Consider the following 12,881-nt stretch of genomic DNA (forward strand, 5'->3'; position numbering starts at 1 on the left):
CCGTTGAGCACCGCAACGGCGGTGCGCACCATGGTGATCATGCGCGTCAGATGGGTGACCGCGCCCAGATAGTTGCCCAGCGCCCCCTTGACGTCGCCGTGCTCGCGGCGGCCCGTGTCGAACAGCTTGACCGTCAGTATGTTGGTGAAGATGTCGACCAGCCGCCCGTTCAGCACCGAGCGTTCGTTGGCATTGTTCTTGCCGGCGGCCCTCAGGCGGGGAAGCAGGTAGCGGATGATCAGCCCATAGCCGGCGCCCCAGACCGCCACGACCACGCCCATGCGCCAGTCGAGCGTGGCCAGCACGAAGAAGGTCAGCACGATGAAGGTCAGGAACGACCACAGCGATTGCAGCGCGGTGACGATGAAGTCGCCCACCGATTCGCCCGCCTGCATGATCTTGGTGGCGATGCGCCCGGCGAAATCGTCCTGGAAGAAGGCGTAGGGCTGTTCGATGACGCGCCGGAACGCCTGCCAGCGCACCATGGTGTAAAAGCGCGGCACGATCACCTGCTGCTCGATGATCGCCGCGCCGACCATGACCGCCGCGCGCACGACCAGGAGCAGGAAGGCGAGCCCGGCAAGCTGCCAGCCATGGTCGCGCAGCAGCGCCTGGGGCGAGGAACCGTCCAGAATGTCGATCAGCCAGCCGACACCCCAATAGAGCATCGCATCGACCGCGCCGACGAGCCCGCCGACGATCAAAAGCGCGATGAAGGGCCATTTGGCCTGCCGGGCGAAATAGGCGATGAACTGCCAGGCGTTTTTCGGCAGCACCTGGCGGTCCGTGTCCTCGAACGGCTCGACGAACCGTTCCACCCGGTTCCAGACCGGGTGGTCGGTGTGTCGGTAGGCCGGATCGGGGTCCTGCCTGGTGTTGCCATACCTACCCATCGGCCAAGCCACGCTTTTCGAGATCTCTGAGTTGGGTCGTTCGAGGGTTCAAAACCTGTGCATTGTGCACTATATTCACTTCAAATGGACTGGACTCATTCGGTCGGCGTTGGGCTGCTGGGGAGACTTGGCGGCCCATCTGCTTTTTGGTTCACGGGAACCATTTGAGCATTCCCCGCGGTATCTTCCCGGCGATCGCGTCAAATGCGCGATTGGGCTGATCTGGTCTGATTCGATTCAGACCGACGGGCCTTGCACACAAGTCAGCGAGTTGCAGACCGGCAGAGTTGCAGATCTTGCGAACAAAAAGCGGGGACCACTCCAACTGCTTAAAGTTGGGATTTTTGTAGCCCCAATTGGCCTGATTGGAAGCAATCTGACGGAAAGCCAGTTCAAGTTCCCTGTCCTCGTTTGAACCACGGCTCTCAAACACGCAATGGACAAGTCGATCCGTTTGGCTTTCGGCAAGCAATCGATCCAGCGCGCGCTCCATGCAAAAATGAAGCGCCACGCGATACGGACTCCAAGGATTTGGGTAGAGCTCCTTTAATCGCACCTTGTCAACAACGCAGCAAATGAGATCGAAGGGAAGCCCCTCGACAAGCCCGCCTATCGCTTCCAGAAACCTGTGTCGCATATCGACATCGGACCTCAAAAAGGCAAAGTCCCCCGATTGTCGGCGAATGTCCCGCTCATGCAAAACGAGCTGATCATGACCCATAAACTCGAATTTCAGCCTTTGCAGCGCCGGGACGACCTCATCGGCATATTGCGATTTCCTGACGATCAAGAATGCGAGAACGAACACCGGGAAATCAGGATCGATGCCATCCATAACAGGCGAACCACTCTCGTCGGCATAGATGATATGGTCCGCAAACGCCGGCATCACTCCGCCGCCGCCGCGTTTTCCTCGCCGCCGAGAAAACCGCCCGACTGGCGCGCCCAGAGCTGGGCGTAAAGGCCGCCGGCCCTGGCCAGCTCCGCATGCGCGCCCTCCTCGATGATCGCGCCCTGTTCCATCACCACCAGCCGGTCGAGATTGGCGATGGTCGACAGGCGGTGTGCGATCGCGATCACGCTCTTGCCGTCCATCAGCGCGTTCAGATTGTCCTGAATGGCCGCCTCGACCTCCGAATCAAGCGCCGAGGTGGCCTCGTCCAGCACCAGGATCGGCGCGTTCTTCAGGAACACCCGGGCAATGGCGATCCGCTGGCGCTGACCGCCCGACAGTTTCACGCCGCGTTCGCCGACATGGGCGTCATAGCCGGTGCGGCCCTGAAGGTCGACGAGATCGACGATGTAGCCATGCGCGTTGGCGCGTTTTGCCGCGGCGATGACCTCTTCTTCGGTCGCGTCCGGATTGCCGTAGGCGATGTTGTCGCGCACGGACCGGTGCAGCAGGGAGGTGTCCTGCGTGACGACGCCGATATGCCGGCGCAGACTGTCCTGCGTCACCTTGGCGATGTCCTGCCCGTCGATGCGGATCTGCCCGCCTTCAAGGTCGTAGAGCCGCAAAAGGACGTTCATCAGCGTGGATTTGCCGGCACCCGACCGGCCCACCAGGCCGACCTTCTCGCCCGGCCGGACCGTGAGGGACAGATCGTCGATCACGCCACCCTTCTTGCCGTAGTGGAAGCGGATGCCGTCGAACGCGATCTCGCCGCGCGGCACGACGAGCGTCTTTGCGCCATCGCCATCGACGACGGCCTGCGGCCGCGAGATCATCGCCGCGCCGTCCTCGACCGTGCCGATGTTCTCGAACAGGCCCGCAAGCTCCCACATGACCCAGTGCGACATGCCCTCAAGGCGCAGGACGAGGCCGACCCCGACGGCAATGGCGCCGACGGTGGCGTTGCCCGCCTGCCAGGAGACGATGCCGATACCCGCGACCGAGAACAAAAGAAGTACATTGGCGACGTCGAGCCCGATATTGAGCGTGGTCGCCATGCGCATCTGCGGGTGCACCGTGTCGAGGAATTCATGCATCGCCTCGCGTGCATAGGCATCCTCGCGTCCCGCATGGGCGAACAGCTTCACCGTCATGATGTTGGTGTAGCTGTCGACCACGCGGCCGGTCATGGACGAGCGCGCATGGGACTGGCGTTCCGATATGGCTCGCATCTTCGGCAGGAAGTGACGGAGCAACCCCGCATAATAGACGAACCAGACCAGGAACGGGACGATCATCCATGCATCGAGCGCGGCCATCAGAACGAGCGCGCCGCCGAAATAGACACCGACATAGACGAACACATCGACGATCTTGGTGACCGTCTCGCGCACGCCCAGCGCCGTCTGCATCACCTTGGTGGCGACCCGGCCGGCGAACTCGTCCTGATAAAAGCCCATCGACTGGCGCAGCATGTAGCGATGCGCCTTCCAGCGCACGATCATCGGATAGTTGCCGAACAGCACCTGGTGCATGATGAAGGTGTGCGCCATCGCCGCGAGCGGCAGCAGCACCACGATGATGAAGCCCATCCAGAAAAGGCTGCGGCCCTGATCGGCAAAGAAGGTCTCGCGATCGGCCGCGCCAAGCCAGTCGACGATATTGCCAAGGAAGCTGAAGATCAGCACCTGCAAAACCGAGATGATGGCCGTGAGCGTCGCCATGCCGGCAAGCCAGGGCCAGATATCCCTGGTGTAATGCCAGCAAAAGGCCAAGAGGCGGCCGGGCGGTTGCGCCGGCCGCGTCATGGGAAACGGATCGATTCGATTTTCAAACCAGGCGAACATGGCAAGCCTCAGTGTGGACATAGGTGGTGCGACATGGCGCGAAAACCACCGTGGAAATCATGGGTCGGACGATCCGGCGGCACGCGCGTCTCTCGCCGGCCAGCGTCCGCCCCACGGCATCGTTCGCGGCAAGCACGGCACGGATCGACGCAACGACACAGGCAAGAAGGCCGATCGGCAGGATCGATAGGACAAGAACCGCCTTCAGGACCGGGAACAGACGGTTCCTGCAAGCCGACCGGTGGCGCATGTCCGGGCCGTGGGCCCGCTTGGGGGGTTGAACAGGCATGACCGTCTTACGTTTGGGAGAACCAAACCAGCGGCCGCGACGTTCAAGGGTGATGCAGTGTCGGAACCGCTGGTGCTAATGCGCGGAACGGAGCCGGATAAGGCGCGGCTTGCCGATCGGCGGTGCGAACAGAATGTTCGAGATGACAAACACAATGCTATCCATGCCCGCCTCCTGTCCCGAGAGCACCAACGTCGCTTTGTCGATAGCCGATGGCCCGCAAAAAGGCAACCGGCCGATCGGGTCGAACGGACGCCCTGCCTTTAAAAAGCCGCTAAAACGCCGCGCTCGGCGATCCGGCCGGTGCCCTCATGTCCCGGTGCGGGATGCCCGCGTCCAGATATTCGTCCGAGCAGGTCCGGAAACCGAGCTTTTCATAGAACGCCATGGCGTGCACCTGGCTGGACAGAAAGAAGTGGCGGCCCTCGGACAGCGCATCCTCGGCCAGATCGTCCATCAGGAAGCGCATCAGCGCCGCGCCCAGGCCGCCGCCGCGTGCGGCGGGCAAGATCGCCACGCGCTGGATCTTGAACCGGTCCCCGAGCGGCAGCACGCGCGCGGCGCCGACCGGCCTGTCGGCCTCGAACGCCAGATAGTGGAAGCATCGCGCATCCAGCCCGTCGCGTTCGAGAGCCGGCTCGACGCATTGCTCGCGCACGAACACCCGATGGCGAATCGCAAGGCACGCGGCCAGGTCGGCCTCGCCCTGCGCGCGGCGCAGCGTCCGGTCGGCTCGTGATGCCATGGGCTCAGTCCGCGGTCGGCAGGCGGCGCATGGTGAACTCGATGAGATCGCCGTCGAGCACGCGCCAGCTCTCGACCTGTGTCCAATAGGCGGCCTTGGGGTATTGGTCGAACCATTCGCGCGCCTTGCGCCGCGCTTCGTCGCGGTTCAGCCGATAGGTCTGGCGCACGAAGCCGGGAGAGCCGCCCGCGCGACCGGCCCTGAGATGGCGGCTGACGAGGGCGCGCGGCGGTTTTGGCGGGACCATCCCATACCTCCATTGGCCGGACCATAGCATAAAGGCTATCCGCGCCAAGCCTTGATCTCGGCGTGACGGACACCTTGGCAAGCGTCCGGTCGCGCGATAGGCCTTGGAGCGGACAGTGACGAGGGGACGAACGGTTGGGTCATGGCTGAACGACCAGAGCTGCCGGCGGGCTTGCCGGCCGACATAGAGGACAGGAAGGCGCGGGCCAGGGCCTGGTTCGAGGCGCTGCGCGACCGGATCTGCACCGCCTTCGAGCAGCTTGAGGACGAGTTGAGCGGCCCGTTCAGCGAATACGCGCCGGGCCGGTTCGAGCGCAAGGCGTGGGATCGCGAGCAGGGCGCGGGCGGCGGCGGCGTGATGTCGATGATGCATGGCCGCGTCTTCGAGAAGGTCGGCGTCCACACCTCCACCGTCCACGGCGCGTTCTCCGAGGAGTTCCGCAAGCAGATTCCGGGCGCCGGCGACGATCCGCGCTTCTGGGCCTCGGGCATCTCGCTGATCGCCCATCCGCAAAATCCCAACGTACCCGCCGTGCACATGAACACACGCTTCGTCGTCACCACCTCCTGGTGGTTCGGCGGCGGCGCCGACCTGACGCCGGTGCTCGATGCGCGCCGCACGCAGCAAGACGCCGATACGGTCGCCTTTCACAAATCGTTCGAACTGGCCTGCTCCAAGCACGCGGTCGCCGACCACCCCAGGCTCAAGGCTTGGTGCGACGACTATTTCCATCTGCACCACCGCGACGAGCCGCGCGGCATCGGCGGTATATTCTACGACTGGCAGCACTCGCCCGACCATGACGGTGGATGGGACGCCGATTTCGCCTTCACCCAAGATGTCGGCCGGACGTTTCTGATCGTCTATCCGCACCTTGTCCGGCGCAACTTCAACGCCAACTGGACCGATGCCCAGCGCGAGGAGCAGCTTGTGCGCCGCGGCCGCTATGTGGAGTTCAACCTGCTCTACGATCGCGGCACCATCTTCGGGCTGAAGACCGGCGGCAATGTGGAATCGATCCTGTCCTCCATGCCGCCGGCGGTGAAGTGGCCTTAGGACGTGTCCGACTCAGGGCCTGTGGGGTTGCGCGGCAAGCGCGATGAGCGCCCGGCGATCGAGCGCGAACCCGCTCTCGATCCATTTTTCCTCAAGCCCTTGAAGGGCCTCGCCCAGCGAGGGGCCGGGCGCGAAGCCGGCCGCGATCAGGTCGCGGCCGGACAGCGGGAAGCGCGGCCGCCGCCAGCCTTCGGCACGGTCCAGAAGGGCGGCCAGCGCGGCCGCGCCCGGCGCGCCGGCGCCACGCCGGGCGATTTCAAGGCGCAGGCCGTCGACGATCGCCGCCCGGTCGCCGCGATAAAGCAGCCGGTCGAACGCGCTGCGCTCGATGCCGGCGGCCGGCAGAACAGCCCCGCCGGCCGCGACCAGCCGCGCGCGCACCGCGTTGGGCAGCTTCCAGCGCCGCGCCAGGCCGTCCGCCACATCCGTTCGCGGCGGGATGATGACCATCAGCCGCAGCACGGCGTCGGCCGGCCAGCCATGGGCACGTTCGGCCGCCATCAGCCCGTGAATGCCCTCAATGCCCCATTTTTCGCTTTCGGGCAGCAGCAGCGTGAGCACGCCCGTCTGGCGCATCCACAACAGCGCCCGCGAGGGATCGGCGGCGGCCAGAAGCCTGCGCATCTCGGCCCAGACGCGCTCGACGGAAAGGCCCTTCATGCCGTCCTTGAGGCGGGCGCATGCCTTCAAGCCCTCGGCGTCGGGCCGGCCCTTGCCGTACCAGGCAAAGAAGCGGAAGAAGCGCAGGATGCGCAGATAGTCCTCGCGAATGCGGTCTTGCGGATCGCCGATGAAGCGCACCACGGCCTTCTCGATATCGGCCCGGCCGTCGACGAGATCGACGATCGTGCCGTCCGGCTCGGCATAGAGCGCGTTGATGGTGAAATCGCGCCGCTGCGCATCATGCTCCCAACTGCGTCCGAAACGGACGACCGCGCGCCGTCCGTCCGTCTCCACATCCTCGCGCAGCGTTGTGATCTCGAACCCCCTGCCGTCGACAATGGCGGTGAGCGTGCCATGCGCCATGCCGGTGTCGACCGCCCTGATCCCCGCCGCGCCGAGCCGCCGCATCGTCTCCCTGGGCAGACAGGTCGTGGCGATGTCGATGTCGGCGACCGGCCGGCCCATCAGCGTGTTGCGGACCGCGCCGCCGACGATGCGCGCCTGCTCGCCATCGGCCGAAAGCACGCTCAAAATGCGCTGCAAATCAGCGTCATGCAGCCAGTCGACATCGAGGCGCGGCCCCGTCACGCATAGAGCCTTTCATAGATCATGCGGATGATGCCGGCCGTGACGCCCCAGATGCGATAGCCGCCATAGGGAATCTCGTAGAAAGATCGCTCCCTGCCCTTCCAGGTGAGGCTCGCCGTGCGATGGTTCGCCGCGTCCATCAGATAGGCCAGCGGCACGTCGAAAATGGCATCCACCTCGTCGGGGTTCGGCCGCACCGGCGGATCGCCCTCGATCACCGCCAGCACCGGGTGGATGCGAAAGCCCGATCCGCTCAGATAGACCGGCATGCGCCCGACCGGCCGCGCCCAGTTGGGACCGATGCCCGTTTCTTCCTCGCATTCGCGCAGCGCCGCCGCCTCCGGCGAGGCGTCCTGGGGATCGATGCGCCCGCCCGGAAAGGCGATCTGGCCCGAATGGGTGCGCATCGCCTCGGTGCGCTTGGTCAAGAGCATATGCGCCTCGCCACCCCGATCGATCACGCCGATCAGCACGGCCGCTTCCTTTTTGGCGTGATCGCGAATGGCATCGGCCAGGTCGGGATTGAACCGGAAGTCGCCGTCCTCGTCGCGATCGGTGAAGGCATGGCCGGCGGCGCGGACGGCGAAATCGGCGACCCGCGCCAATGTCGGTTCGGCGAGCCTCAAGACGCGGCCTCCGCAAGCGCCGCGTCCAGCTCGGCGCTTTTCATCACCGGGAAAGCGGCGCCGCCCGAATGGACGACGAACATGGAGACACCGCCGATTTCCTCGTGCCGCCCCAGTTCGATCAGATCGTACATGACCGCGCGGCTGACCAGCGCTTCGAGCCGGCCGCGCACATGCAGATACGGCTTGACCCCCATCGTCCGCCCTTCGATCGCGAACCGGAGCGGATGCTCGGGGCCGGCCTCGACCACATCGCCCACCCCGGTGCGAAAGGTCAGAACCGTTTGACCGGCACGGTCTCCCGCATGCATCTCCACGGCCAGGAAAGGCGCGTCGGCGACGCGGATGCCGATCTTCTCGGCCGGCGTGACCAGATAGGTCCTGCCGTCCTCATCCTTGCGCAGCACGCTTGAGAACAGCCTGACGAGCGCCGGCCGGCCGATCGGCGTGCCCAGATAGAACCAGGTGCCGTCGGCGGCGATCTCCATGTCGATGTCGCCGCAATCGGGCGGGTTCCACGTTTCGACCGGCGGCGCGCCGCCACCAGCGCCGGCACGCGCGATCAGGGCCTCCAGCCCCTTAAGGTCCGCCGGCGCCGTCGCCTTCGATTTGCCGTTTTCGCCCATTTGCCTCTCTGAGAGCCGAGCGGCACCGAAATGCTGTGAAGTCACGAAATAGTCACCCCGGCGTCTCTTGTCAGCACCCGGCCCTGTTTTACCTTGGATTGCGCCCGGAACAACTGGAGATCAAGATGAGCGTTCACGCCAACACCGAAACCGTCGGTGAAGCCGAGATCATCGCGCAGGCGCAAACCGCCCTCCAGGACATCGCCGCCGTCAAGGGCGAGATCGCCAACGTCATCTTCGGCCAGGAGGACGTGATCCAGAACGCGATCGTGTCGATCCTTTCGGGCGGGCACGCCCTGCTCGTCGGCGTGCCGGGCCTTGCCAAGACCAAGCTGGTCGATACGCTCGGCACCGTGCTTGGCCTGGGCAGCGGCCGCATCCAGTTCACGCCGGACCTGATGCCCGCCGACATTCTCGGCTCGGAAGTGCTTGAGGAAGACGAGGGCGGCAAGCGCCATTTCCGCTTCGTCAAGGGTCCGATCTTCACCCAGCTTCTGATGGCCGATGAGATCAACCGCGCCAGCCCGCGCACCCAGTCCGCGCTGTTGCAGTCGATGCAGGAATATCACGTCACCGTCGCCGGCAGGCACTACGACCTTCCCGGGCCGTTCCACGTGCTGGCGACGCAGAACCCGCTCGAACAGGAGGGCACATATCCCCTGCCCGAGGCGCAGCTCGACCGGTTCCTGATGCAGATCGACATCACCTATCCGCAGATCGAGGCCGAGCGGCGGATTCTGATCGACACGACCGGGATCGAGGCCGCAAGGGCCAGGCCGGTGATCGGGGCGGCGCGGCTTCAGGAGTTGCAGACGCTGGTGAGGCGCATGCCGGTGCCCGAAAGCGTGGTCGAGGCGATCCTGGCGCTGGTGCGCTCGGCGCGCCCCGGCACGGGCACCCAGGCCACCGACCGGCACGTGGCCTGGGGGCCTGGGCCGCGCGCCAGCCAGGCGCTGACTTTGTGCGCCCGCGCCCGCGCGCTCTATCAGGGCCGCTACGCGCCGTCCGTCGACGATGTGCGCGCGCTTGCCGAACCGATCCTGCAACACCGCATGGCCCTGACGTTCGCCGCCCGCGCCGAGGGCATGAGCGTGCCCTCCGTGATCGCCGGGCTCGTGGACGGGCTGGAATAAGCGCCGCCATATGGTCACGATCGGACAAAGGAGCGAACGCGCGGACCAGGCCCACACCCTGCAAAGGGCGCGGCACCGGGCCTCGCTCGTCCCCGGCCTGCTCGTCGATGCGCGCAGGATCGCCAACACCGTGATGGCGGGCTGGCACGGCCGCCGCCGGCGCGGCATCGGCGAGACCTTCTGGCAGTACCGGCCCTATCGGCCCGGCGAGACGCTGGCGCGGATCGACTGGCGCCGCTCGGCCCGCGACGACCACACCTATGTGCGCGACCTGGAATGGGAGGCCGCCCACACGGTGTGGATATGGGTCGACCTGTCGCCCTCCATGCTGTTCAGGTCCAGGGGCGCCCGAACCTCCAAGGAGGAGCGCGCCCTGATCGTGGCGATCGCCATGGCCGACCTTCTTTCGGCGGCCGGCGAGCGGATCGGCTGTCCGGGCCTGCTGCGCCCGCGCGCCTCCCGCGGCGGGGCCGAGCGGCTCGCCGCCGCGCTGATGGGCGATCTCGGCGCCGGGCATGGCGACTGGCCGCCCCTGTCGATGGTCCGGCGCCATTCGGAGATGCTGATCGTCAGCGACTTCCTGCGCCCGGTCGAGGCGTGCGAGGCGTTCCTGAACGACGTCGCCCGGCACGGCCCGCGTCCGCATCTGGTCGAGATCGCCGACCCCGCCGAGGAGGACTTTCCCTATCGCGGACGCACCGAGTTCCTCGATCCGGAAACGGGCGAGCGCATCACCTCGGGCCGCGCCCAGGACTGGCATGACGAATACAGGGCGCTGCGTTCGGCGCGCCGGGCCGCGCTGCGCCAGCGCGCCCACAGGCTCGGCGGCAGCTACACCGTCAGCCGCACCGACGCGTTGGCCTCCGAAACGCTGGTGCGCCTGCACGGCCTTCTGACCGGCAACCCCGAAGAGGTCGCATCGATCGACGCGCCAGGGGCCTCGCCATGACGGGCGCGCTCGGCTTCACATATCCGCTCGTGCTCGCCGCGCTCGCGCTGCTGCCCGTGATCTGGTGGCTCCTGCGGCTGATCCCGCCGCGACCGCAGACCGAACTGTTCCCGCCGCTGCGCATCCTGGTGCGCTTGGTCAAGCGCGAGGAAACGCCGGCCAAGAGCCCCTGGTGGCTGACCGCGCTGCGGCTGACCCTGACGGCGCTGGTGATCGTCGCGCTCGCCCGCCCGGTGCTCAACCCGCACAGCGAACTGGCCTCCGGCGAGGGCCCGCTCCTGATCCTGATCGACAATGACTGGGCGGCGGCGCCCGACTGGCAGGCGCGTGTGCGCACCGCCGGGGCGCTGCTGCGCCAGGCGTCCGAACGGGACCGTCCCGTGGCGCTGGCCGCCAGCGTCGCCGCCCCCGCCGCCCCGGTTGGGCTGAGCGATGCAGGCGCGGCCGCCGAAGCGCTCGGCGCGCTGCAACCGGTCGCCGGCCGCGCCGACCGGGCGCGCGCGCTCGACAGGCTCCTGAACGCGGCGGGCAACGCGGACGCCGCACCGGCCCTTGCCCTGATCGACACCGGCCTTGCCGAGGCGTCCGACCAGGACTTCGGGGCGGCCCTTGCCGATGCGGACCTTTCGGACCTGGTCCGCTTTTCCGCACGGGACCGCGCGCTCGCCGCCATCACCGCCGCCGACAATCGCTCGGACGGGTTCGCGCTGACGCTCGCGCGAACCGAAGGCGGACCCGCCGAGCCGACCGTCGCCCTCTACGACAGCCGCGAGCGCCTGCTGGGCCGCGCGGACGCCCTCTTCGAAGGCGGCGCGACAGGGACCGGGGTCACCTTCGACATTCCGTTCGAACTGCGCAACGACATCGCCGTCGCGCGCATCGACGGCCAGCCGCACGCGGGCGCGGCCTATCTGCTCGACGAGAACAACCGCCGTCGCCGCGTCGCGCTGCTGACGGGCCTTGCCGGCGAGGAGGCGCAGCCGCTCCTGTCGCCGCTCTTTTACATCTCGCGCGCGCTCGCGCCCTTCGCCGATCCGATCGAGCCGCGCACGGGGGACCTGTCCGTCGACATTCCCGAGATGATCGACCAGGGCCCGGCGATGATCGTGATGGCCGATATCGGCGTGCTGCCCGCCTCCGCGGCCGCACGGCTCGACCGATGGCTGGAGGCGGGCGGAACGCTGGTGCGGTTCGCCGGCCCGCGCCTTGCCGCCTCGGCCGCCGACGACCCCTATCTTCCGGTGACCTTGCGCGCCGGACAGCGCGAACTGGGCGGCGCCCTGTCATGGAGCGAGCCGCAGGCGGTCGCCGCCTTTTCGCCCGAAAGCCCGTTCGCCGGGCTCGCCCCGCCGCAGGATGTCTCGGTCAGCCGGCAGATCCTCGCCCAGCCCGACGCCGACCTCGCCGGGCGCACCTGGGCCAGCCTTGAGGACGGCACGCCGCTCGTCACCGGCGCGCGACGCGGCGAGGGCGCGATCGTGCTGTTCCACGTCACCGCCGAGGCGACCTGGTCGAACCTGCCGATCAGCGGCACCTTCGTCGACATGCTCCGGCGCATCACCGACTTTGCCCGCAACACCGCGTCCGGAACGACCGCGGCGCCGCGCGCCGCCGAGACCGGTGCCGCGCTGCCGCCGCTGCGCACGCTGCGGGGCGACGGCGCGCTGACCGTGCCACCGGCCCATGTACGGCCCTACGATCCCGGAACGACCGGGCCGACAGTCGACTTCGAGAACCCGGCCGGCCTTTACGGCGCGGCACAAGGCTTCATCGCCCGCAACGTGCTGGCGCACGGCGAGACGCTCGCGCCCTTCGAGCCGGCCGCGCCCGGCCTTGAGGTCGCCGAGCGGGCGCTGGTCGCCGAGGAACGGGCGGATCTTTCGGGCTGGCTGTTCCTGATCGCCTTCATAGTGTTGATCGCCGATACGATCGCGGTTCTGTGGATCAACGGGCGCCTGTCGACGGGCGCCGCGCCCCGGCGCGGGCCGCCGCGCCGAAGGGCCATGGCCGCCGGGCTCGCGCTTCTGGCCTGCGTCGCAACCCTTGCGATCGCGGCGCCTTCCGCGCTGGCTCAGAACGCAGGGACACGGGACGCGCGGGCCGGCGACGAGGCGATCCTCGAAGCGCTGGAGACAACGCGCATCGCCTACGTGCTGACCGGCGACGAGGCGGTCGACGAGACGAGCCGGGCGGGCATTGACGGTCTGAGCCGCTTCCTTGCCTCGCGCACCGCCTTCGAGCCCGGCACGCCCATGGCGCTCGACATCGAGGCGGACGAGTTGGCCTTCTACCCCCTGATCTATTTTCCGATCAGCGCACTGGCAGAC

General features: G+C 67.2%; 12 protein-coding genes. 4 read left to right on the plus strand and 8 right to left on the minus strand.

From position 1 onward, the window contains the following. The 5 genes from AC5E6L_RS08060 to AC5E6L_RS08080 all read right to left on the minus strand — a co-directional run. On the minus strand, positions 1-893 hold an 893-nt coding region (locus tag AC5E6L_RS08060; protein ID WP_491772497.1), incomplete at its 3' end, for an ABC transporter transmembrane domain-containing protein. Positions 894-1,044: 151 nt separating this feature from the next. After that, on the minus strand, positions 1,045-1,782 hold the full coding sequence (locus AC5E6L_RS08065) for a DUF3800 domain-containing protein (protein WP_491228633.1): 738 nt from the start codon (positions 1,780-1,782) through the stop codon (positions 1,045-1,047). Beyond that, on the minus strand, positions 1,782-3,632 hold the full coding sequence (locus tag AC5E6L_RS08070; protein ID WP_491228641.1) for an ABC transporter ATP-binding protein: 1,851 nt from the start codon (positions 3,630-3,632) through the stop codon (positions 1,782-1,784). The genes AC5E6L_RS08065 and AC5E6L_RS08070 overlap by 1 nt, the downstream gene beginning before the upstream one ends. A 563-nt stretch (positions 3,633-4,195) precedes the next feature. Then, entirely contained in the window at positions 4,196-4,666 is a 471-nt protein-coding gene (locus AC5E6L_RS08075; protein WP_491228634.1) for a GNAT family N-acetyltransferase, read from the minus strand. A gap of 4 nt (positions 4,667-4,670) precedes the next feature. Beyond that, on the minus strand, positions 4,671-4,913 hold the full coding sequence (locus tag AC5E6L_RS08080) for a hypothetical protein (protein WP_491228635.1): 243 nt from the start codon (positions 4,911-4,913) through the stop codon (positions 4,671-4,673). Between the two features lie 141 nt (positions 4,914-5,054). On the opposite strand from AC5E6L_RS08080, the gene hemF reads away from it, so the two are divergent. Continuing rightward, entirely contained in the window at positions 5,055-5,969 is a 915-nt protein-coding gene (gene hemF / locus AC5E6L_RS08085; protein WP_491228636.1) for an oxygen-dependent coproporphyrinogen oxidase, read from the plus strand. Between the two features lie 12 nt (positions 5,970-5,981). Here hemF and AC5E6L_RS08090 read toward each other — a convergent pair whose 3' ends face one another. From AC5E6L_RS08090 to AC5E6L_RS08100, 3 genes are read right to left on the minus strand one after another with little or no spacing between them, the layout of a single operon-like run. Beyond that, positions 5,982-7,220 carry a CCA tRNA nucleotidyltransferase gene (locus tag AC5E6L_RS08090; protein WP_491228637.1) on the minus strand — a complete coding sequence of 413 codons (1,239 nt, stop codon included), beginning with the start codon at positions 7,218-7,220 and terminating at the stop codon, positions 5,982-5,984. Further along, positions 7,217-7,846: a CoA pyrophosphatase gene (locus AC5E6L_RS08095; RefSeq protein ID WP_491772502.1), complete on the minus strand. Its 630-nt coding sequence runs from the start codon at positions 7,844-7,846 to the stop codon at positions 7,217-7,219. The genes AC5E6L_RS08090 and AC5E6L_RS08095 overlap by 4 nt, the downstream gene beginning before the upstream one ends. Then, positions 7,843-8,472 carry a DUF1285 domain-containing protein gene (locus AC5E6L_RS08100; RefSeq protein WP_491230761.1) on the minus strand — a complete coding sequence of 210 codons (630 nt, stop codon included), beginning with the start codon at positions 8,470-8,472 and terminating at the stop codon, positions 7,843-7,845. Before AC5E6L_RS08100 ends, AC5E6L_RS08095 begins: the two co-directional genes overlap by 4 nt. A 125-nt stretch (positions 8,473-8,597) precedes the next feature. On the opposite strand from AC5E6L_RS08100, the gene AC5E6L_RS08105 reads away from it, so the two are divergent. From AC5E6L_RS08105 to AC5E6L_RS08115, 3 genes are all read left to right on the plus strand, one after another. Continuing rightward, complete coding sequence (locus AC5E6L_RS08105) at positions 8,598-9,605, plus strand: AAA family ATPase (protein WP_491772504.1); 1,008 nt, start codon at positions 8,598-8,600, stop codon at positions 9,603-9,605. Positions 9,606-9,615: 10 nt separating this feature from the next. Further along, positions 9,616-10,554, plus strand: coding sequence for a DUF58 domain-containing protein (locus AC5E6L_RS08110; protein ID WP_491772506.1), 939 nt, complete (start codon positions 9,616-9,618; stop codon positions 10,552-10,554). After that, positions 10,551-12,881 (plus strand): BatA domain-containing protein (locus tag AC5E6L_RS08115; protein ID WP_491772508.1); only part of this gene is annotated, 2,331 nt, incomplete at its 3' end. The genes AC5E6L_RS08110 and AC5E6L_RS08115, both read left to right, overlap by 4 nt.

Source organism: Roseitalea sp., assembly GCF_984466335.1.

Bases quoted from the DNA above. Each gene is read 5' to 3' on its own strand.
- hemF (WP_491228636.1), top strand. From the start codon at position 5,055: ATGGCTGAACGACCAGAGCTGCCGGCGGGCTTGCCGGCCGACATAGAG.
- AC5E6L_RS08075 (WP_491228634.1), bottom strand. From the start codon at position 4,666: ATGGCATCACGAGCCGACCGGACGCTGCGCCGCGCGCAGGGCGAGGCC.
- AC5E6L_RS08080 (WP_491228635.1), bottom strand. From the start codon at position 4,913: ATGGTCCCGCCAAAACCGCCGCGCGCCCTCGTCAGCCGCCATCTCAGG.
- AC5E6L_RS08065 (WP_491228633.1), bottom strand. From the start codon at position 1,782: ATGCCGGCGTTTGCGGACCATATCATCTATGCCGACGAGAGTGGTTCG.
- AC5E6L_RS08100 (WP_491230761.1), bottom strand. From the start codon at position 8,472: ATGGGCGAAAACGGCAAATCGAAGGCGACGGCGCCGGCGGACCTTAAG.
- AC5E6L_RS08110 (WP_491772506.1), top strand. From the start codon at position 9,616: ATGGTCACGATCGGACAAAGGAGCGAACGCGCGGACCAGGCCCACACC.
- AC5E6L_RS08105 (WP_491772504.1), top strand. From the start codon at position 8,598: ATGAGCGTTCACGCCAACACCGAAACCGTCGGTGAAGCCGAGATCATC.
- AC5E6L_RS08070 (WP_491228641.1), bottom strand. From the start codon at position 3,632: ATGTTCGCCTGGTTTGAAAATCGAATCGATCCGTTTCCCATGACGCGG.